Origin of the sequence: Lactiplantibacillus sp. 30.2.29 (assembly GCF_018991255.1) — a bacterium.
Lineage (GTDB): Bacteria > Bacillota > Bacilli > Lactobacillales > Lactobacillaceae > Lactiplantibacillus > Lactiplantibacillus pentosus.
In genome coordinates this window covers 1-21,719 of sequence record NZ_JAGYGU010000025.1, presented here as the reverse complement: position 1 = coordinate 21,719, position 21,719 = coordinate 1, and the positions used below count along the sequence as shown (strand labels likewise).

Genomic DNA, 21,719 nt, shown 5'->3' with positions numbered 1-21,719 from the left:
ATATTAATACCATTTATATTATGAGGTGGGCACCATGGTTAAGTTCACACAACGTCAAGACGAGTTGTTACAGTTGTTGCTGGCGAATCCCACCGGACTTTCAATGAGTCAGATTGAAACCGGTCTCAACAGTAGTCGGCGCACGATTTATCGGGAATTTAGCAATCTGGAATTAGTGTTAGCGAATGCTGATTTGAAGATTGTGAATGAAAAACATCATTTTCAGCTGACTGGGTCCCCAGCGGCATTGGCTGAATTTCAAGGCCAATTGGCGGCAGGACGCAAACTAGCGCCGGCGTTTGATTCGCAGACGCGCCAGAATGCCTTAGCTTGTCGGTTGTTGATGACGGATCATGCCGTAAAATTAAAAGAACTTGCGCTTGATTTTGATGTGAGTGTGGCGACGATCTCAAATGATTTAACGGCCTTGACGACGCCGTTTGCAGACTACGAATTATCTATTGAACGACTGAAGTCACGGGGCATCCAAGTTGCCGGGACCGAGGGCAGCATTCGTAATCTCTTTGCCACCATTTTAAATAATGAAATCAACGACTATGAGTTTTTCAAAACGATTGGGAAGTTGAATCAGGGACTTGCCGTTTCATCGAGTGATGAACAGTCGTATTTCTTGAATTTACTAGATGCGCAATCATTGATTACGTGCTACCAAGCCGTTCGTGGATTGAAGAAGAAGTACTTTGCGTCGGTCCCCGATGGTCAGCTCCAACAGTTGATCATCACCTTGACGACGGGCATCATGCGCCTGCAACATCAGCAGCGGGTGACGTACTTGCGGGGCATCAACCGCGATGATTTCTTGAAGTATCAGCGGATCGCGTTGGCGATTATGACGCAGTTACCAGAGCAGATCAAAGCGTTGGTCACGGGTGCAGAAATTGACTTTTTGGCCCAGCAGATCAAGGGACTGACCTTCCGCATCGACCAGGACGCCTCATTATCGAATTACGATTTGCAACTCACGTATCAGGTCAAACAATTCATTGATGCGGTTGCGACGAACTTCGATTGGTCGTTTGGGACGGATGACCGCTTGCTGAATAACCTCACGGCGCACATGCAGATTGCTTTGCAACGCAACGGGGTCAGCGGACCGGTACCACCGAGCTCTGAACTCCAAGAAGTTCGGGAGCAATATCCGAAGTTGTATTCAGCGGTGGTCCGCGGCTTTTTCCAAGTCTTTACCGACCAGAACTTCACGACTGATGAGCTGACGTACTTGCTGATTCACTTTGCCAGCACCTATGAGCAACAGTTGAGCCATCAATCGCTCAAAGTCTTGGTGCTATGTCCCAATGGGATGACGACCGCCCGCATCTTGAAGACGCGTTTGGCCCGGTTAGTCCCAGAGATTACGTCGATTGAGGTCGCTCGTATCGGTAGCTTAGGGCAGATTCATCTGCAAGATTTCGACATGATCCTCTCGACGACGAGTCTACCAGGATTCAAGTTGAACTACCGGGTGGTCAGTCCGCTCTTGTTGGAGAACGAAGTCACGGCCTTGCGGGAATATATTCATCAGTATTTTCCAAGTACCAAGGTGGTCGAGTCTCCAACCGATGAACCAACGACCACCACGCTTGATTTTGATACCGTCTACCAACAAATGACGGTCGCCAAGCAAATCCTAGACCGCTTCACCATCACGCCGATTCGAAATGACGATGAGACGATTGCGGAGACCTTGGTCAAAATCACGCGGCATATTGATCCCAATCTGATTCATGACCCCTTAGAGGTAGCGGGGCGGTTGTTACACCGTTTAGGACTAGCGCCAGTGGGCATTCCGAATACGAATTTGGCGCTCGTGCACACATTGAGTCAGGAAGTCACCGCACCCTATTGTGCGATCTTCGAACTCGACCAACCGTTACCTTTTAAGAGCATGGATAACCAATCCATTCGGTTACAGCGGATCGTGTTAATGCTCGGCCCCGCTAATATCAGTGATTTTGAAAATCGGCTGATGGGTAAGCTGAGTGCGCTGGTCATCGAAAGCCGCAAGAACACGCAGACCTTTATGACCGGTGACCGCCAGCAACTTTATCAGTTAATTAGTACAGCATTTTTGAACGAACTAACGAAATAGCGTAGGTGAAAATAATGGAAGCTTTAGATAAGAAAATGATTGCGTTGAACCAACAAGTCGCAACGCAAGAAGAAGGCATCCGCTTAGCCGGTCAACTATTGGTCGATGGCGGTTGTGTGGAACCGGAATACATCGATGCCATGCAGGCACGTAATCAAGATGTTTCCGTTTATATGGGTAATTTCATTGCCATCCCCCATGGTACTGAAGATGGCATGAAGTACATTAAAAAGACCGGGATCTCAGTGGTCCAAGTACCAATGGGTGTGAGCTGGGGAAATCCAGACGATGACGACGATGATAAGACTGTAACGGTCATCTTCGGTATCGCGGGTTTGAACGGCGAACACTTGAACCTCTTATCTCAGATTGCGATATACTGCAGCGACGTAGCCAACGTTGCCAAGTTAGCGGACGCTCAATCTGAAGATGAAATCATAAATCTATTAAAGGAAGTTGATTAGCATGTTAGACGTACATTTTGGCGCAGGGAACATTGGTCGGGGCTTCATTGGCGAAACCTTGGCAGACAACGGGTTTAAGATTACTTTCGTTGATGTTAATGATACTTTGATTGACGAATTGAACAAACGGAATGGTTACACCATTGAATTGGCTGCAGAAGGCCAAGAACACATTGAAGTTCACGATGTTAAAGGCATTAACAACGGTAAGGATCCTAAGGCGGTTGCTGAAGAAATTGCCCAAGCCGATATGGTCACGACTGCGATTGGACCTAAGATTCTGAAGTTCATCGCACCATTGATTGCCGACGGGTTAAAGTTACGGCAAGCCAATAACAACACCACGCCAATCGACATTATTGCGTGTGAAAACATGATTGGTGGGAGCCAATCATTGAAGAAGTCCGTCTACGAATCATTGAATGCTGACGAACAAGCGTGGGCCGATCAAAATGCCGGCTTTCCAAATGCAGCGGTCGACCGGATCGTGCCACTTCAAAAGCACGACGATCCATTGTTCGTTTCTGTTGAACCATTCAAGGAATGGGTCATCGACAAGTCACAAATGAAGAACCCTAAGATCCAATTAAAGGGTGTTGATTACGCGGACGACTTGGAACCATATATTGAACGGAAACTCTTCTCCGTTAACACTGGTCACGCTACGGTTGCCTACACTGGTAACATGAAGGGCTACAAGACGATCGGTGAAGCGGTCAAGGATAACAGTGTTGTGGACCAAGCTAAGCACGTCTTAGGTGAGACTGGGGACCTGCTGATTCAAAAGTGGGGCTTTGATCCTGAAGTCCACCATGCTTATCAAAAGAAGATTTTGAGCCGGTTTGAAAACCCATATATCTCAGATGATATCGAACGGGTCGGCCGGACACCAATCCGCAAGCTAGGCTTCAACGAACGCTTTATTCGTCCAATCCGTGAATTAAAAGACCGCGGTCGCGACTACAGCGCCTTGGTTGACACGGTTGGCGAAATGTTCTTCTTCAACTATCCAAATGACAGCGAAAGCGTCAAGCTACAACAATTGTTGAAGGATGAACCAATCGAACAAGTCATCCGTGAAACGACCGACTTGAAGGATGAAGATTTAATCAATGAAATCAAAGCAGCTTACGAAAAGCATTTGGCTGCTGTAAAGTAATTTAAAAAGGGCCTAATCACAAACCGCCATAGTGATTAGGAGCCTAAAAGGACGTGCACCCTGTGATGGGATGCACGTCCTTTTGTGCTCGCGGCTTGAGTTGTTGTCAGTTGTTGGTTGCGGCCACTGCTAATGTAGCTAATGGTAGTCAGTGGCCGCGCAGACTTACGGATAGGCGTCGTGGCGTGTGTTGGTTGAAGTCGTTTCGAAAATAATGCACGCTGTTCAGACGCACTGATGATGCGAGCTGAGGCATAAATGCACCTAGCCTAACGTCCCATCCAACGAGATTAGCGTTCCCAGAAGTGCCACCAGGGTTTGGCAGCTTGCTGGGACTGTTGGTCCAACTGGGCCATGACCTGGTTCAAACGGTCGCTCAATGAGTCCAGGCGGCGAATGATGATTTCCTGTTGCTTATACAATTCCGTGTTGGTTGGGCCGGATGGTCGCGCGGTCGGAACCCGTTTGTCATCGGTAACGGATGTGGTGGCCGTCTCAGGCTTAGTGGCCTTTTCAGCAACGGATTCAGCCTGTTCAGCAGCTGCAGCCGGAGCCTTGGGAGCCTTTTCTGTTGTGGCCGGTTCAGCTTGCTTAGTTCCAAAAGCGCGTCCCAGCGCCGTTGCGAGCGTCGTACCTTGTTCTGCCAAATCGATGGCAGCTTGGAACGTTTTTAGATCCGCGGGGCTGTATAACCGATGACTATTATCGGCCGGGCGGAAGCGGTTCTCGTCGTTTAATTGTTTTTCAACCATGGTACTGTACTTGCGCAACGTCACTGCCTTGATGCCGAGTTGTTCAGCGGCGACCGATGCGACTAATTCTGAGTCCTGCTCAGGACTGAGTGTTTGTGTGGACACAAAAATTCCTCCTTTAGCCTATATCGTTTCCATAACGCTATTATATCGAATTTTAATCGTAAAAAACACTGATATACAGGGAAATTGTGACCCATGTTCGGGATTCAGACCGCGAACACCGCTCGAAGGTGCAAAACATGCTATGATAGAACGGAAATCAATGGAAATGAGGATTACGATATGATTGAACCAGTAGATAAGACGACCTTTGAGACCGTGGCGGCCGATACGGCGCTGACCGTGGTTGATTTCTGGGCTGATTGGTGTGGCCCGTGCAAGATGCAGGAGCCGGTGCTTGAAGCGCTCGACGACGCGTATGACGGGCAAATCAAGTTTGCGTCATTAGACGTGGACCAGCATCAAGAAATTGCCGAAAAGTTTGAAATTATGAGTATTCCCGCACTCGTGATTTTTAAAAATGGCAAGCCCGCTGAAAAAGTAGTCGGGTTTCATCCACAAGCAGCTCTGAAAAAATATTTGGATCAGAAGCTGGCGGAAGTCACTGCGGATTAGGATGAAGCCAGCGTCGTGTGCCGAATAATTACCTAAAAAATCGCGGTAAGCTAAGTGCTTACGGCGATTTTTTAGTGACCAGCGATACTGGTATTTAGTGAATAGCGTCATTAGGACGTCATTTGGGACACGGCCTAGTTAGTCAGCTCAGGTTCAGACTGCTAGCTCAGTTGAACTTCGGCACGTGCCTGCATGAGTTGAGCTGGGGTGTACCACTTAATGTTTAGAATCATTGCGAGTTTGGTACAGCATCCAGATGGCGAAACTTCCGACGCCCAGAATGGCAAGGTCGATTAACAGCGTGTGCCACAGCGGTCTAACGACTGGGTAGAAGGCCCACTGTTCGAGCAACAATGCAGCCAGGCAGACTGGCGCTAATTGATATTTGAGTACCGGCTGTTCGCGATGGTGCCACGGAATGATGATTGAAACCAACCACATCAGAATTGAAATGACGATGGTCACAACTGGATTGATCAGCATCGATAGGATGCCTAGAATAGCGAGTAGATAGGGCATGAAGATTAAGGGATTCTTGAACGTAGTCATCTTGTTCCTCCTCGTGGTTAAACGTTGTCGTTTGCGGGGTGTGGGTAATCGGTAGCTGTGTCGGGGGCATTCGGAGTCGGTACACGACTTAACGTAACTTGTAAGATGCCGGTGCATTCGGCTCACCAGCTCGATTGAATGACACAATTGCTAAAAAACGATGGTTGCGCGCTGGCAATAACCGAATCGACACGACTGGCTAATCAAGTGAACACACCTCGCTAATACCAGCGTAACACAGTCATCAATTCATTTGTAATCCTATTAAGAAAGTCGGGATTGAGAAACTAATTTTCATGATAATTTTCAAAGTCTGTCAAGTTAGGAATCGTTAATAGTTTAGCGTGAGGGTGGTCGCTTAACCGCGAGCTAACGGGAGCGACGTTGTTAATAATTAAACGGTCAGTGAGGCGGCCCATATAATTCGTTGAGCTATGCTAAGTTAGTAGGAATGAAAACGGCGACGAGAGGGGTTAACATGAAGAAATTAATATGGGCATTACGCCTGGGAATCGTCTTATTTGGGGTCGCATTAGTGTGGGAACAAGTACAATATAATCGGCAAGTTGCCAGCGGCCAGCGCATCAGTCAACAGCGCCAGTCACGCCATCGTGAAGCGAATCATCTTAAAATCGTTCGTCCACGCCAACTGAGTGACTTTTCTGCCACCAAGGTTGAAGCGGCCCAAGTCTGGTTGCATGTGAAAGGCCCCCGGGTCATTGACGAAGACATACCATTACATATTCGACAGATTGCGGCCGGGCAACGTATCCAGCCCGAAAACCCGCGTAGCGCTGTCTACAATAAGCCGATGATTCAAGTCTATAGCGACGACCACCAAGACATGAATAATCGCGTGACCTATGCCCACAATGCGGATAATACGGTGATGATTACCCCCATGGAATCAAGCCCAGCGAAATCCCAAGCAGTGCGCGTCAATACGCAGGCAAGCCCAAAACACCGCACGACACTACTCAAGGTCGTACAACTCATTATTTAGACGGTCTAATGTGCATTAGGCGATTTGATTTGTTATGAACCATAGTTAAAAGTATGATAGTTCTTAAGTTCAAAGGCGGCCAGCTTAGGAGCGCTGGAAACGGTTCGAGTCAGCGTAAATCTGCAGTGATAGGGTCGTCCTATGTCGGCTTCCAGGCATTTCTGACAACGCTGGAACGCGATGGACACAGATTTAAGCCGACAAACCACGTCTTAAATACTGGTCTTCCACTAACCAAGCCAAAAACGCTTGCTAAGTGGAATTTCATCGCTGAGCATTGTCAGAAACGCCTTCCAGCCGGAGATGGTATTCGAAAGGCGGACATGTGCGGACCCAACCTTTGAGGAGCTGGCCGTTGACACTTAAGTAAACAGCTATCTGACATCTAACTGTAAAACTTGGCCCACTAGTTGCATGTTGGCAGACTTGTGTTGGTGAAACAGCAGCGTTGCCGAAACGTTATATGGATTTTGTCTAATCACCTAAAATAGCAAAGGCTGCACGTTAAACGAAAGGCAATTCTATTGACTGGGTTCGAGATTAGTTGCTATTGAAGTTGATGAATAATCTTCCTAGCATTTAAATACCATAAATTATTATCGATACTGATTAGGCCTTTGCCTGAAAGATCAGTCTTTCAAAATTCAATGTCCAATTGTACCCAGATAGGTGGCCGTTCATCCGCCATTCGAACGGCTTCCCGACTGGAGGGGCTGGCTGACAATGCTCAAGGGCGAAGTTCTTCTTGTCCGGGTGGGGTTCCCGGGCTAGAAGAAGACTCGTATTTGAAATTACGCAGCGAACTTCTGCGTGAGTTCAAATCGATGTCCGCCCTGTTCCAGCGTTGTCAGCCGGCCCCGGAAGGCGGAATAAGGAGAGCACCGGCTGACGAATAACAATCCAAACTGGCATGCCTCAATCGTCTTTAGTGTCAAGTAGACAGTCCGCCTCTCAAATATTAATATTCCACGTCCGATGTGGTATTGCCGAAACGTGTTCGGTCAGACTGGGACTTCCGGTTGGCTACGCCAGAACGCCAAGCAGAAAGTCACCGCTTAACGTTCTAGCTAGGCTAATCCTCAATCCCAACCCGTCTGAACCTCGCACTCTGAAAGTGCTACACACAAAAATAGGGACAAGCCATGCCGGACTCAGAAAGAGCTGAGCGGCGGTTGCTTGTCCCTAATTGATGAGGTGGTGCTGATTAATAGTGGTCATACAATTGCTCAATCAAGTCATCGCTATTAGTGATGAGTTGCCGGTTCAATGAAATAAGGTAATCCGTCCGCAGCGGGTGTGCCATGTTGTGGAAGGTGTCTTCAATGATGCAGCCAGTCAAAGTAAAGGTATTCTGCCGGCCCTGGACAATAATTGTGAAGCTCCGATGATTGCTAGTCACGATGACATTTAAGCCCATCAAATGGGTCAGATTCAATCCGAGTGTTGCAGTGGAATCGGTCAGGCCCGGTGTACCGGTTCGTTTGATAAGTGCCAGACATTCGTCGATGCGCCGTAGTGAGTTGAACATCGAAAACTTACTCGTATTGATAGTGGCTGTCTTGGTGGCACGTGGCCGCCTTACGTATGGTCCAACGACTAAATTCATAATGATTCCCCCAAACCAATTAGTTGATTGGTTTAATCATAACCAGTACGAACAATTAGTGCGAAGATTTCGACGGATTGGGACGGTTAGTTGGGTTACTTTACCGGTTAGCTTCGGAAGCTTTACTAACGTAGCGGCAGTTGGTCGCCATCAGCAAACAAAAAAACCGCGTCCGAGTGGTGCTGGACGCGGGTTTTGATCTTATCAGTCTAACTTGATTGGTGCGCGAGTTAAGCCTTCACTTTGGCTTCAGCTTTACGCGCCTTAACCGCCAGTTCAGGGAACCAAATGGCGATTTCGTGATGGGCGTTTTCACGGCTATCTGAGGTATGAATGATGTTTCTCAAGATACCATCTGGATATTCATGAGCGTAGTCACCCCGAATGGTGCCGGGTTGCGCTTCAGCTGGCCGGGTGCTCCCAGCAAGCCGGTGGACGGCTTTGACGACGCCGGAGCCACTCACAATAATGGCTACCATTGGGCCTTCCATCATATAGGTCTCGATTTCCTTAAAGTATGGTTTGCCGACTTTTTCGCTGTAATGTTGTTGGAGTTGTTCAGCAGTCGCTTTAATCACCTTCAAGGCGGCAATTTGATAACCTTTACGTTCTAACCGAGTGATGACCTCACCGATGTGTCCTTCACTGACACCATCGGGTTTAACTAGGACTAGTGTTTTTTCAGAATTTGCCATAATACGTGACCTCCTCGCTTTTTGAAAGCGGTATCATTTATACTTTAAATTGTAGGTGACTTTAGGGAACACGTCAACTAGAATCACCGTTTTATGATGAAAATCGCTTGTAAATTAAGATAAGCTGTTTAATAATTAGGACGCGACCACCGCAATAATAACATATTGCGACGTCGAATGACGACTTACAATTAAAACAATTTTAAAAGGATTTGATACCATGCCACCACTTGATTTAACACATATTCGGCAACATCACACGGTCGCCGAATTGATTGCGCTTGGGAAGGCCCGGCGCCAAGTCACGTCATTTGAACAATTAGGTGTTTTCACTCCAGTAAAACGGAACGCTGGTGACTACCTCCGCCACGTGCGTGAGATGCTAGTTCCTGAACTGCTGCCGTTACGGCGTGAACGCATGTCGGCGTCGGCCTTTGCCTTTTTTCGGGGGTCCGTGGAATTAATGGATTATGACTTGGACTACCAGGCGTCGACCGAGATTCCGGCCGTCGTTTGTGGCGATGCCCATCTCGGTAATTTTGGCTTCTACGCCTCACCGGAACGCCGCTTGGTCTTTGACCTGAATGACTTCGATGAAGCTGGCGTCCATCCCTGGGAATGGGATTTATGGCGCTTACTCGTGAGCATTTTTCTCGCGGCTCGCGATTCCAATTTTAAACCCAAAAAAGTTGAAAAGCTGGTTCAAGCCGCAAGTGCGAGTTACCGAGACGCACTTCAACGGATGTTTGACCAGACGACGCTCGACCGCTTTTATCGCGACAATGAAGTGCAAGCCGTCCTGAATTTTGGTGGGGCACCAGAAGATACCGCTGACTTGATTGCGGGGCTGGTCAAAAAGGCTCAAAAACGGAATTCCGAGCAAGTCGTTCGGAAGTTTACCGTGACCAATAGCCGTGGTGAACGCCAATTTAAGGAGAATGCGCCGCGCTCGGTCCATGTTGATCGTCAGACGACCCATGATTTGAAAGTGGGGATTCAGGATTATTTGTTGAATGTGCGAACGGATGTCGCCTTGTTGCTCTCACAATACGAAGTGACGGACATCATTCGGCATAGTGTCGGGGTCGGTAGCTTCGGTTCCTTGTGCTACTTAGTCTTATTGACGAGTACGGACGGCAGCCATTTGGTCCTTCAAATCAAGGAAGCGCTGCCCACGCGGCAAGTCGGTAGTCGGTCACGGCCAGCATTGACGGCAGCGATGGAATTGACGGAAGGACAACGGATCGTGAGCTCCCAGCGAATCTTGCAAGCGACGTCGGATGCGTTTTTAGGTTATTTCCAAGTGGGAGACAAGAGCTTCTATGTGCGTCAGTTCCGGGACATGAAGGAGTCAATCGACATTCCAACGTTGGATTGGGGCCAATTCCAGGCCTATGCCAACACTTGTGCCATGATTCTGGCGAAAGCCCATGCCCAAAGTCCGACGGCAGCCATGATTCGCGGCTACGTTGGTCACTCGACCAAATTTGATGAAGCCATGGCGAAATGGGCGGCCGCTTACGTGACGCAGGTCGATAATGACTATCAAGATTTCTTAGAAGGATAACGCCAAACATGTTGATTAGTGCGACTCACCGGGTCAGACCGTTGTGGGCCGCTTTTTTTAATGCTGATAAATATTGATATATCAACATTTGTGACGAATGATGGGTCTGACTGTTAAAATTAATGGGTGAAAAAGGTTGCACTTTTGAATCAACTTGATATACTTACTATTAGTAAGTGAAATGAAGAAATTACTTTTGAAAGGATTGTTTGATAATGACTAAATATGGTGTAATCGTAGGTTCTATTCGTAAAAATTCTTATTCTAAAGGGGTTGCGGATGCAATCGTTGCTGGCTTACCAGCTGATGCAGAAGTAACTTATCTCAACATCGCTAAATTACCACTGTACAACCAAGACTACGATGCAGATTCACCTGCAGAATACACGGAATTCCGTGAAGCCGTGGCTGCTCAAGACGCCTTCATCTTTGTCACACCAGAACACAACCGTAGCATCCCCGCAGCATTGAAGAATGCGTTGGATGTTGCGTCACGTCCATGGGGTCAAAGTGTTTGGGGTGGCAAGCCAGCCTTGGTTGCTTCACAATCAATTTCCGGCATCTCCGGCGTTTTGGCACACCATGTTTTGCGTCAATCCTTAGTCTTCTTAGACATGCCAACGATGCAACAACCGGAATTATACATTGGTAACACCGACAAGTTGGCGGATGAAAACGGCCAAATCACGAATGAAGGCACTCAAAAGTTCTTAGCTGGTGCCGGGAAGCAATTTAGCGAATTTGCTGCTAAGTTCGTGGACTAGTTAAAGCCGGATTTAACATTGAAAGACGGTCACTGCTGATTACAGAAAATGACTAATATTAGGCTCCCGATAATCGATCGCTGATTATCGGGAGCTTTTTTGGGGCGTCATCAATGATGGCAGAAGCGACTGATCGCCGGATCTTTGGTCGATTTAGTGACCCATCAGACTGGTGTACAATTTAGGCTTCACTATCTTTTACGCGGTAACGGTCACATGATATGATGTGTGACAAAAGGAGGTCCTGTAAATTCTGCAATGTCGTGGTCGCAACGTTGCCGGGGCGGATGCCAAACAATCCATAAGAAAGTGATATGGTGGCGGATTGAAGGGGAGCAATCCGTGTCACGGTGAGGACCGTTGGAGTGGTTTCGTCAATCAACTTGATGGGTATAAATGATTAAAAGAGAGGATGCAATCTTTCTTGACGCAAAATAGCGTGACGCATTTTGCGTTCACCATAGTTGGCTAATAGGAACGATATGGATAACTTTATCAATTTACTGAATGCCAAAGTACTGCCAGTGGCGAATAAAGTGGGGACCCAGCGCCATATGACAGCGATTCGGAAAGGAATTATTTCCACGCTACCGCTAACGATCGTTGGGTCGTTCTTCACCATTCTGAACAATATGCCGATTGAAGCAGTGGCTAATTTTTTAGCACCCTATGCAGAAATTCTCGACGTGCCATTTCGCTATACGGTCGGGATTTTAGCACTATACGCAACGTTTGGGATTGCGTCGTCACTAGCTGAAAGTTATCAGTTAGATAAGTTAACTAACGGAATTTTGGCGATTCTCGCCTTCCTCGTGTCGACAGCGGTTCCAGTGCACGTGACCAAAAATGTGAGCGATGTCATCAGTACTGGTCGTTATATCAACATTGCGAACCTGAGCGCGTCGTCCCTCTTTGGGTCAATTATTACCGGCCTATTGACCGTCGAAATCTTTCGCTATTTGAAAAACCGCAATATTACGATCAAAATGCCAGAAGGTGTCCCACCAGAAGTCTCGAATTCGTTTGTCGCGCTGGTGCCTGCCGCGGTGATTTTGATACTGTTTTGGGTCATTCGCTATGTCTTTGATTTCAATATTTCTTCATTCTTAAGTTCACTATTGATGCCTTTAAAAGGGGTGTTAGTCGGTAATAGCTTATTTGGTGGCTTACTGACGATTTTCCTGATTACCGGTTTTTGGACCCTTGGGATTCACGGGGCAGCAATCATGGACCCGGTCATTCGGCCGTTTTGGGAAATGTCGATTGCCCAAAATATGAGTGAATTTACGAGCGGGACGAGCGCGCATAACTTATCCACGATTTTTACCGAGCAATTTTTACAGTGGTTCATTTGGATTGGGGGTGCCGGGGGAACCTTGGCCCTGGTGGTGTTGTTCATCTTCTCCAAATCGACCTATCTGCGCGACTTGGGCAAACTATCCCTGTTGCCCGGCCTATTCAATATTAATGAACCGATTGTATTTGGGGCGCCAATCGTGATGAACCCGATCTTAGGGATTCCTTTTATTGTTGGTCCACTCATCACGGGTACGTTGAGCTACGTCTTAACGATTACCGGCGTAGTGCCGATGATGATGGCGCGACTGCCATTTACCGTTCCGGGACCGCTTGGCGCGTTTGTCAGTACTAACTGGAGCGTGCCGGCGCTGATTTTATCCTGTGTCAATTTTGTGATTGACCTAATCATCTACTATCCATTCTTCAAAGTGTTTGAAAAACAGCAATTGAGCAAAGAATAGGGGGTTCATGCACGTGTTGGGATTATTGATGTTAGCTACGCCACTGATTGTTAGCGAATGGCTGGTCAATCGGGGGTTGATTCCGGGTTACTTGCGACACCGGCACATTGTCTGGCGGGCATTAGCGAGTCTACTGGTCGTGGTTGGGCTGGTCGCTTGGTGGCACCTGCCAGTGATGATAACGGTCGTCACGACGATTTACTTGGCTACTGTGATTGCGAATCGCTACTTGCAAGCCTTTGAGGCGCTAGAACGGGGGAAACGTGAATGACGAAACGGACTTTAGGAATTTCGCTATATCCAGACCACAGTGATTTTGAGCAGGATCGCGCTTACTTAGACATTGCCGCACAGGCTGGTTTTACACGTTTGTTCGTTAGCATGCTGGAAGTACAAGACGGTAAAACACGTGTTACGGAAAAATATCAACGGCTGATTCAGCACGCGCACCAGCTCGGCTTCAAGACGACGCTCGATGTCGCGCCCAATATCTTTGACCAGCTAGGCGTATCGTATCAGGATTTGAGTTATTTTGCGTCACTGGGAGCGGACGCGCTGCGACTAGATGCGGGCTTTGATGGGCATGAAGAAGCCTTGATGTCTTACAACCCACCAGGACTCGATTTGGAGCTGAACATGAGTAACGACGTCGAGTACTTACCTAATATTTTGACGTACGGTGCGAATCAGCCGTTTCTTTATGGTTGCCATAACTTTTATCCGCAGCGCGGAACTGGTCTGCCCCTTGATTTCTTCATTGCGTGTTCCCAGCGGTTCAAACGTGCGGGCATTGAGACAGCAGCTTTCGTTACAGCACCGGGAGCGACCATCGGACCGTGGGACATCAATGACGGCTTACCGACCTTAGAAATGCATCGTGACTGGCCACTGGCAGTGCAGGTCCAGCATTTATTTTCGACCGGACTGATCGACAGTGCCATTATTGGGAACGCCTACGCTTCACAGACGGACTTGCAACAGTTGGGACGACTGAACCGCTACCACTTGACGTTTACGGTACACCCACCGCGGCGAGCCATCCGGTGGAACGACAGATTTTACTGGATAACTTGCATGAACGGCGCGGGGATATTAATGACCTAACCATTCGGTCGACAGCGGTCCGCAAACGGTATCATGACGCCAATCCAGTCAATGAGGACCGGCACACGTTTCAACGCGGTGATGTCGTCATCGGAAACGACCAATTTGGCAAGTATCAAAATGAACTTCAAATCGTGTTACAACCCCATCAAGATCAGCGCAAGAACTTAGTCGCGACGATTGCGCCAGACCAACTCGTTCTGTTAGACGCTGTTGGCCCTTGGGCGAAATTTGCGTTTGTCGCCGCTGACTAGGGGAGTTGCTGATTCAGATAACTGCGGCTGATTTGATTCGCTACGGGACCATAGCGGTTTGCTGGATGCCAGATTCAGGTCGGCACGGGTATTGCGGGTCTGTTGAGCCTTGTCAGCTGCACGGTTAGCGTCACGGACCAGTGACTGAAGGTTAACCTCAGATTGGGCTGCCGGACGGACTTGTACTGAGACTCAGGTGAGTAGTTTTGTATCGTGAAGATTGTACGCGAAAAGGCGATTCAGGATAAGCTGAATCGCCTTTTCGTCAGTTCTAATTCGTCAGTTCTAATTCGTCAGTTCTAATTCGTCAGTTCTAATTCGTCAGTTCTAATTCGTCAGTTCTAATTCGTCAGTTCCTAAAATTAGCTGTCACTGTACGGCCTGATGATAAGCGTGGAGTTGTGCATTGATGATTCTAGCGGGATTACCGACTGCTGTGGCGTAAGCTGGGACGTTGGTCAAGACGATTGCGCCAGCACCGACCTTACTGTGGGCGCCAATCGAGATTGGACCTAAGATTTGGGCGTTGGCACCGATGAAGGCACCGGCCCCAATATGCGGATGACGCTGCCCAGTTTGCCCAGCCTGGCGTGCGCCGAGCGTCACGCCGTGCAGTAGGGTGACATCGTCTTCGATGACGGCTGTTGCCCCGATGACGGTACCGATGCCGTGATCAATGAAGACGCGCTGGCCAATCTGAGCAGCCGGATGAATCAAAATACCCGTCCGATGCGCCGCGTGTTGGCTAATGAGGGCAGCCAGTAACGACCAATGGTGCCGCTCGCAGTAGTGGGCTAGGCGATGCCAAGCGAGCGCGTGTAAGCCGGGATAGGTGAGTAGGACCGTGCGGAGATTAGTGGCCGCGGGGTCGCGTTTTAGAATTGCACGTGCTGTCTGCCACATCGCATTACCCCGCTTCGACGCTGGCAAATCCACGGTCTAAATCAGCTAATAAATCGTCGATGGCTTCAACGCCCACGGACAACCGAATGAGTTCGTCTTGAATGCCATTTTGTAGCCGAATTGGACGTGGAATTGCGCCGTGAGTCATCAGGGCCGGAATCTCAATCAAACTTTCAAGGGCGCCAAGACTTTCAGCTAAGGTGATCACTTGCAGGTGTTCCACGAATGTCTGAGGGTTCATCCCGGGCTGGAGTTCAAATGAAATCATGGCGCCAAACCCATTCATTTGTTTCTTCGCGATTTCATAATCGGGATTGTCTGGGTCGCCAGGGTAGTAAATCTTCGCCACGGCGGGATTTGCTTTGAGTGCCGCGAAGATTTTTTCGGCGTTGGCCAGGTGTGCCTGCATACGTAGGGCCAAGGTCTTCATGCCACGTTGGAGTAACCAACTTTCTTGGGGCGCGAGGATACTGCCGATGGCGTTTTGGAGGTAGCCAATCTTATCACCCAATGCCGCATCCTTTGTGACTACCAGTCCGCCGATGACATCGCTATGGCCGCCAAGATATTTGGATGCGCTGTGCAAGACGATGTCGACGCCCAAATCAAGGGGCTTTTGCACGTATGGCGAAGCAAAGGTGTTGTCGATGATGCTGAGTAACCCGTGCTGGTGCGCAAGCGTCGCGATGGCGGCAATGTCCGTGATGTGTAGCAGCGGATTAGTCGGTGTTTCTAAATAAATCGCTTTGGTATCCGGGGTAATCGCGGCTGATACTGCGGCTAAATCGCGGGTGTCGACGGCGGTAAATGTCATGCCAAAGTGTTTTAAGACGGCATCGATCAGCCGGAAAGTCCCACCGTAGACATCATTGCCCACAATAATGTGGTCGCCAGCGGAAAACAGGGAGAAGACCGTGTTGATGGCCGCTGAACCGGATGCAAACGCGAAGCCGGCAGTGCCGTGTTCCAGGGTCGCAATCAGTGCTTCGACGGCTGCTCGGGTCGGATTACCCGTCCGGGAGTATTCGTATTGATTTTGACCAATCTTAGTTTGACGGAAGGTCGACGCCATGTAGATTGGCACGGAGGTCGCGCCGGTCGTTGCGTCTTCACTGATACCACCATGGATTAATTGCGTTTCAAATTTCATTTTAAAAGGCCTCATTTCGAATAAATTTTTTGACTGAGATAGCGTTCGCTGCTGTCTGGGAAAATAGTGACGATATGGCTGTTGTGTGGCAAAGTTTCAGCTAATTTCAGGCTCGCAACCAGCGCCGCACCACTCGAGCTACCGACGAATAAGCCGTGTTTGCGGGCTAACTGGCGAACGGCCGCAAAGGCATCGTCGTCCGCGATGGTCAACGTCTGGTCGATTCGGACTTGCTCGAAGAATGGCGGAATGAATTCGACACCAATCCCTTCAGTCCGGTGAGCGTGCGCGGGGCCACCATTTAGAATCGAGCCCTCTGGTTCAACAACCACGGCCTGAGTCGCAGCGTCGTGTGCCTGAAGATAGGCCGCGACGCCAGCGAACGTGCCACCACTACCGGCACCAGCGACAAAGGCAGTGACCGGGTGCGGCATATCAGCGAGAATCTCCGGCGCCAGACTGTGGTAGTAGGCCGCGGGATTAGCAGGATTCTTGAATTGCATCGGGACGTAACTATTTGGAATGCTGACAGCCAGTTCAGTTGCTTTCTTGATGGCGCCTTGAATCCCTTGTTCACTAGGCGTGTGGACGATTTCGGCGCCGAGTGCTTGCATCAAAACCTGTTTTTCCATACTGAATTTTTCCGGAACGACTAGAATTGTTTTGAGTTGGTGATGTTGAGCAGCTAGGGCTAACCCAATTCCGGTATTGCCAGCTGTGGGCTCAATGATGGTGGTCGTGGCGTTGATTTTGCCACTTTGCAAGCCATCTTGAATCAAGTAATCGCCCAACCGATCTTTGATGCTGCCGCCCGGGTTGAACATCTCGAGTTTGGCATAAATATGGCTGTCGTTAGGAACGGCGATGGGTAGTTCAATTAATGGGGTGTGACCGATTAGTTCTTGGATATGGTGTACGAGCATGAAAATTCCTCCCAGTAGGTTTGTTGGCGGGGGTGCCAAAAACGACAAAAAGGGCGCGAGAATTCAAATGAATTCGTCGCGCCCAGTTCAATATCCAGCCATGCTGGACATTGATTTTTAGGATGACACTCCTCAAAAAGTCAATGCTTAACAGGCCGAACATCGCAATAAGCGCGCGGTTCGGCAACAACAGTTATTCAAAGCATTGCTAGTTAATTGAGTCATGTCTGATCCTCCTCTGGTTTGGTTGATGATAACTATACAAGTTGATTTTGTGGCTGTCAAGTTTTACAGTGCTATAATACATTTTATATTGTAAGATAATTATGTGATTGACAATAGCGTGATTCAAGTTGAGTTTATGCTAGATGGGACCAATGATATTCATGGGCTATGGGCTCATATGGCGGATGTCTTGATAATACCGATATTGGTCACAATGATACTTACTGGCGAGAGATAAAGCATTAAAAAATGTGGCATTCAATTAGCGGTTGGATAAACGACGTCTCAAAAATGCGCGGAGGAATCTTGATGATTACCTTGAAAAATGTGCAGGTCTCGTTTCACGAGCAACAAATATTAAGAGATGTTTCTTACGTCTTTGAAGATCATTTATTTTATCTGATTACTGCAAGGAATGGGGCAGGGAAAACAACTTTGCTCAATACGATAGCTAACTTAGTGCCATATAATGGCGATATAACTTTTAGATTAAAATCAGATGATTTTTTCTATATTCCCCACGACTATCAATTTATCCCTCATATGACAGGAATGGATTATTATAACTTGTATTGGAGCCTTTGGGAGAGTAAGGCGGACTTAACTGAAATTATAACAGCACTAAAAATAAATGATTTTATTAATAAAAAAATTTCAGAATACTCTCTGGGCATGCGGCAGCTGTTTGTGCTTGGCCTATATTTAGTCTCAGATACTCAGTTGTGGATGATGGATGAGTTAAATAATGGACTGGACAACGAGAACTTGAATGTTTTACTTGAACAATTGAGAATCGCTAAGAAAGCCCAAAGGACCATATTGTTTGTCACACATCAGACCGACGATGTGAGCCGTTTAGCGGATATAGTTGTTGATTTGACTGGGGGAACCTTACATGAACGCATGGCATAAGTTCTTACTGTTTAACGCAAAGTCTGTAACCTTTCGAAAAAGCTTTATAGTTCCGTTAGTCATTTTGGTAGTTGGGACAGTAGGCATTTTTATCGCAACGGACCACGCTTCGAATAAATTGTCTATGGCTAGCATTGTTGCTAGTGATATAACTAATAATCAAACTCAAAAGCAAAAATTTATAAACAGACAAGAGAAAGTTCCTGCAGCGCTCCGTAAACGATTGAATGCAGAGCTTGAAATTGTAAAAAATTATAATCATGGTAATTGGAGCAAAGCAGCAAAAAACAAGATTATTATAAATAACGAAGATATCAAGACTAGTCGACTTTCTGGTGATCAGGATTCTGCTAAAGCGATGCAACTCGAAAATATTACTTTGGCTTATTCTGTAAAGCATAATGCATTTCCAAACACACAAGACTTGGGGGTGCAGGGATTTAATTTCTTGGGAGACTTTTTGAATATATATTTTCCAGAGATTATTTTGCTATTCCTAATTTTCATGTTTTCACCACTGTTTATTGAGAAGTATCAAGGACAAAGAAATATGGACAAATTGATTCCTCGGTCGTTGGCCTTTTTAGACGGCAATAGGTTAACTACGGCTATTATTGGTGCAGCTTTCGCTTATCTGATGATTGTAATACTTGTATTTGGCATAGCCGCACTAACCCATGGCATTGGCGAATTTAATTATCCAGTCGTATTAGAAGCAGACAAAATCGTGAGTACAGTTAGCATTGGTGTTTTACTGATTAAAGTTATCGTTTTACAATTATTATCAATTGTAGTTACTATGGCCCTGATTCAGCTCCTTGCTAATGTAACTAGAAATCAAAATCTAACTTTACTAATTGCGACAGGCCTTTCCTTATTGCAGGCAGTTGCCCCGTCTAATTTTTCTTTTATGAATGGGATTCTACAATTTTTGCCAGGAACTTACTTTAATAGTTATCAAATTGTGAATCAACAATTATCGTATACAACAGACAATGCACAATTAACATTTGGTTTTGGCCTCTCTGTTTTGTTGTTTTATATCATAATTTTGATTTTATTTAACTTGGGATATGAACGAATCATTAGGTCACGCAACATTGTTTAAAAATGTTGTCTAATATCACTTAACAGGTAAATGAAGTTTATTAGATAAGAACACCACCCAAAATGGCTTTGGGTGGTGTTCTTATCTAATAAAGTGATGATTATTTATGCCATAAATACTTAGCGTCGAAGTCGTTATCGAATGAAGATAAGATCTTAGGACCGTCATCCGTGACAACCAAGGTGTGTTCGTATTGGCAACTCAAGCTGCCGTCTAACGTCCGAACGGTCCAGCCATCATCAGCAGTTTCGCCGGAGCGCCAGTCGCCAATGTTGACCATGGGTTCGATCGTAATGGTCATGCCGGCTTTCAAACGGGTGCCGTGACCTACTTCGCCATAGTGAGGGACGTCGGGCTTTTCGTGCATCGTCGGTCCAATGCCGTGGCCGATGTATTCGCGAACGACACCGTAACCCATTTCGTTTTCAGCGTAGTTTTGAATTGCCCAACCAATATCACCGATGCGGTTGCCAACAACGGCTTGGTCGATACCCAGGTATAGCGCTTTGTGGGTCACTTCCATTAACTTCTTAACTTCTGGTGCAGGGGTCCCGGCAACGAAGGCGTGGCAAGAGTCACTGAGGTAACCGTGGTAGTTAATAACCGTATCGACCTTTAGTAAGTCACCGTCCTTAACTAAGATGTCCTTACTTGGGCAGCCGTGGCAAATCATGTCGTTGACGCTGACACAAGTTGAGTATTTGTAGCCTTCAAAGTTAAGTTCACCAGGGGTCGCATCGTGCGCGGTGATGTATTCGTAAGCAAAGTGATCGACATCCCAAGTCGTGATACCTGGTTTGATGTAATCTTCAAGGGCGTGGAACAAGCCCACCATAATGTCGCCGGCAGCTTGCATCCCTTGGATTTCACGATCTGATTTAAGCGTAATCATGAGGTTCCTCCAAAAAATTAATTATATTGTAAAGCTAAAAGATTGTTCTCCTCCAGTATACTGCAAGCGAGGTGGTCCGACAAAAGCCATTGTCTGCACTTGCTAATGATAGCGTTTCCAGTGACTTAACGCTAAAAAAAGCGAAAAAAATTGCCACGCCAAAAAAGCCAAATTGGCGGGACGGAAACGGATTGGTTGCGAACAATCTAATATAAAAATGGAATTTTTCTCTTTTCATCGGCTGAGATAATGATACAATATATTGTGTTGTTTCGAACGGAAACACTACATGTAGTAGTGTGACGTGACTGGTTGGCCAACTAGACACCTACAACCGCATATGATGAACGGAAAGAGGAGCATGATTTTGAGTAATTATTTTAAATTCTTATCACACCAACTGAAGGGTTGGCCACAACAGAACTACTACTTATTCTATTTTAGCTTAGGATGTCAAGTGATGACTTTGGTCAGTGCCCCAATCACAGCATTGTCTATTCTAACATTTATTGGGACAACTTTGGGTGTTCTTTGCGTGTTAGCCATTAACGCCGCCAAATCAGTCAATGGATTATTGGGTGTTATTTCAGCAGCTTGCTTCATCGTGGTTGGTTTTTCAGCCAAAAACTACTTAAGTATCGGCGAACAATTAGCCTACGTTGTGACGCTCGATATCCCAGTGTTACTGAGTGCTAACTGGAACGTGAACATGGTGTCCAAGATTCGGAAATTCACCGGTAAGACTTGGGTCGTCGCAATTGTTGCAACCCTCGTCGTTTACGCCATCTCTGGCTACCTCATTGGTGCGTTGACTGATGATCCGCGGCCGTGGGTCGATGCCATCAGTTTCGCCATTTGTTTGACGGCAGGGGTCATCTGCTTCCTCCGTTACAACAACCAGTACTTCTGGTGGATTGCTTCAGGGCTAGCTCAGATGGTACTCTGGTTCATTTCGTTCCGTCAAGGTTCCGCAACGTTGGCGATGTTTATCAACAGTTCAATTTATTTGATCAACGATATCTTAGCCTTCACGGTCTCACCTTGGTACAACAAGCATGAACGGGCTCGTTTGATGGCCGAAGAACAAGCGGCTAGTGATGCTGCTAGTGTAGACGCGACTCATAATCAAGCGTTCGAATTAAATCATTAATTAGGTAAGTGTGAAGCATGACTGGCTAGGCTGGTCGTGCTTTTTTCGTCG

20 protein-coding genes and 1 pseudogene are annotated in these 21,719 nt (G+C 47.2%); 13 read left to right on the top strand and 8 right to left on the bottom strand.

Annotation, left to right across the window (positions count from 1 at the left end; translation table 11 throughout):
• Positions 1-34 precede the first annotated feature (34 nt).
• The 3 genes from KGF65_RS12890 to KGF65_RS12880 are packed head-to-tail and all read left to right on the top strand — an operon-like array spanning position 35 to position 3,733.
• Positions 35-2,110, top strand: coding sequence for a BglG family transcription antiterminator (locus KGF65_RS12890; protein WP_050337891.1), 2,076 nt, complete (start codon positions 35-37; stop codon positions 2,108-2,110).
• A 14-nt stretch (positions 2,111-2,124) separates the two neighbouring features.
• The gene (locus KGF65_RS12885) at positions 2,125-2,574 is read left to right on the top strand and encodes a PTS sugar transporter subunit IIA (protein WP_003637470.1); all 450 of its coding nucleotides are present in this window, start codon (positions 2,125-2,127) and stop codon (positions 2,572-2,574) included.
• A gap of 1 nt (position 2,575) precedes the next feature.
• Positions 2,576-3,733 (top strand): mannitol-1-phosphate 5-dehydrogenase, encoded by a 1,158-nt coding sequence (locus tag KGF65_RS12880; protein ID WP_003637471.1) that lies wholly within the window; start codon positions 2,576-2,578, stop codon positions 3,731-3,733.
• Positions 3,734-4,023: 290 nt separating this feature from the next.
• Here KGF65_RS12880 and KGF65_RS12875 read toward each other — a convergent pair whose 3' ends face one another.
• Positions 4,024-4,590, bottom strand: coding sequence for a MerR family transcriptional regulator (locus tag KGF65_RS12875; RefSeq protein ID WP_088770210.1), 567 nt, complete (start codon positions 4,588-4,590; stop codon positions 4,024-4,026).
• Positions 4,591-4,770: 180 nt separating this feature from the next.
• Here KGF65_RS12875 and trxA point away from each other — a divergent pair, with 180 nt between their 5' ends.
• Complete coding sequence (gene trxA / locus KGF65_RS12870; protein ID WP_050337889.1) at positions 4,771-5,103, top strand: thioredoxin; 333 nt, start codon at positions 4,771-4,773, stop codon at positions 5,101-5,103.
• 216 nt (positions 5,104-5,319) lie between these two features.
• On the opposite strand, the gene KGF65_RS12865 is transcribed toward trxA, so the two are convergent.
• Positions 5,320-5,652, bottom strand: a complete 333-nt coding sequence (locus tag KGF65_RS12865) for a hypothetical protein (protein ID WP_101872685.1) — start codon at positions 5,650-5,652, stop codon at positions 5,320-5,322.
• Between the two features lie 478 nt (positions 5,653-6,130).
• On the opposite strand from KGF65_RS12865, the gene KGF65_RS12860 reads away from it, so the two are divergent.
• On the top strand, positions 6,131-6,655 hold the full coding sequence (locus tag KGF65_RS12860) for a hypothetical protein (RefSeq protein ID WP_101872686.1): 525 nt from the start codon (positions 6,131-6,133) through the stop codon (positions 6,653-6,655).
• A 1,204-nt stretch (positions 6,656-7,859) separates the two neighbouring features.
• On the opposite strand, the gene KGF65_RS12855 is transcribed toward KGF65_RS12860, so the two are convergent.
• Positions 7,860-8,261: a hypothetical protein gene (locus tag KGF65_RS12855; RefSeq protein WP_050337885.1), complete on the bottom strand. Its 402-nt coding sequence runs from the start codon at positions 8,259-8,261 to the stop codon at positions 7,860-7,862.
• 230 nt (positions 8,262-8,491) lie between these two features.
• Positions 8,492-8,956: a nucleoside-diphosphate kinase gene (gene ndk, locus KGF65_RS12850; RefSeq protein WP_003637477.1), complete on the bottom strand. Its 465-nt coding sequence runs from the start codon at positions 8,954-8,956 to the stop codon at positions 8,492-8,494.
• Between the two features lie 220 nt (positions 8,957-9,176).
• Here ndk and KGF65_RS12845 point away from each other — a divergent pair, with 220 nt between their 5' ends.
• The 5 genes and pseudogenes from KGF65_RS12845 to KGF65_RS12825 all read left to right on the top strand — a co-directional run bounded on the left by KGF65_RS12845 (position 9,177) and on the right by KGF65_RS12825 (position 14,405).
• Entirely contained in the window at positions 9,177-10,523 is a 1,347-nt protein-coding gene (locus tag KGF65_RS12845; RefSeq protein ID WP_216748441.1) for a DUF2252 domain-containing protein, read from the top strand.
• A 215-nt stretch (positions 10,524-10,738) separates the two neighbouring features.
• Complete coding sequence (locus KGF65_RS12840) at positions 10,739-11,287, top strand: NADPH-dependent FMN reductase (protein WP_050337883.1); 549 nt, start codon at positions 10,739-10,741, stop codon at positions 11,285-11,287.
• Between the two features lie 482 nt (positions 11,288-11,769).
• A complete protein-coding gene (locus KGF65_RS12835) occupies positions 11,770-13,047 on the top strand; it encodes a PTS sugar transporter subunit IIC (protein ID WP_105922139.1) in 1,278 nt (425 codons plus the stop codon).
• Positions 13,048-13,060: 13 nt separating this feature from the next.
• Positions 13,061-13,318: a hypothetical protein gene (locus KGF65_RS12830; protein ID WP_101872688.1), complete on the top strand. Its 258-nt coding sequence runs from the start codon at positions 13,061-13,063 to the stop codon at positions 13,316-13,318.
• Positions 13,315-14,405, top strand: a pseudogene (locus KGF65_RS12825) (DUF871 domain-containing protein). The gene KGF65_RS12830 and the pseudogene KGF65_RS12825 overlap by 4 nt, the downstream one beginning before the upstream one ends.
• 369 nt (positions 14,406-14,774) lie before the next feature.
• On the opposite strand, the gene epsC reads toward KGF65_RS12825, so the two are convergent.
• The 3 genes from epsC to KGF65_RS12810 are packed head-to-tail and all read right to left on the bottom strand — an operon-like array spanning position 14,775 to position 17,381.
• A complete protein-coding gene (epsC, locus tag KGF65_RS12820) occupies positions 14,775-15,308 on the bottom strand; it encodes a serine O-acetyltransferase EpsC (RefSeq protein ID WP_101872690.1) in 534 nt (177 codons plus the stop codon).
• A 4-nt stretch (positions 15,309-15,312) separates the two neighbouring features.
• The gene (locus tag KGF65_RS12815; RefSeq protein WP_050337878.1) at positions 15,313-16,458 is read right to left on the bottom strand and encodes a PLP-dependent aspartate aminotransferase family protein; all 1,146 of its coding nucleotides are present in this window, start codon (positions 16,456-16,458) and stop codon (positions 15,313-15,315) included.
• Between the two features lie 11 nt (positions 16,459-16,469).
• Positions 16,470-17,381 (bottom strand): PLP-dependent cysteine synthase family protein, encoded by a 912-nt coding sequence (locus tag KGF65_RS12810; protein WP_050337877.1) that lies wholly within the window; start codon positions 17,379-17,381, stop codon positions 16,470-16,472.
• Positions 17,382-17,915: 534 nt separating this feature from the next.
• Here KGF65_RS12810 and KGF65_RS12805 point away from each other — a divergent pair.
• Both KGF65_RS12805 and KGF65_RS12800 read left to right on the top strand, forming a co-directional pair.
• A complete protein-coding gene (locus KGF65_RS12805) occupies positions 17,916-18,518 on the top strand; it encodes an ATP-binding cassette domain-containing protein (protein ID WP_216748442.1) in 603 nt (200 codons plus the stop codon).
• Positions 18,502-19,626 carry a hypothetical protein gene (locus KGF65_RS12800; protein ID WP_105923950.1) on the top strand — a complete coding sequence of 375 codons (1,125 nt, stop codon included), beginning with the start codon at positions 18,502-18,504 and terminating at the stop codon, positions 19,624-19,626. The genes KGF65_RS12805 and KGF65_RS12800 overlap by 17 nt, the downstream gene beginning before the upstream one ends.
• Before the next feature lie 100 nt (positions 19,627-19,726).
• Here the strand turns inward: KGF65_RS12800 and map are convergent, their stop codons facing one another.
• A complete protein-coding gene (gene map / locus KGF65_RS12795; protein WP_101872694.1) occupies positions 19,727-20,518 on the bottom strand; it encodes a type I methionyl aminopeptidase in 792 nt (263 codons plus the stop codon).
• Positions 20,519-20,879: 361 nt separating this feature from the next.
• On the opposite strand from map, the gene pnuC reads away from it, so the two are divergent.
• Entirely contained in the window at positions 20,880-21,668 is a 789-nt protein-coding gene (gene pnuC, locus KGF65_RS12790; RefSeq protein WP_050337875.1) for a nicotinamide riboside transporter PnuC, read from the top strand.
• The last annotated feature ends 51 nt before the right edge of the window (positions 21,669-21,719 follow it).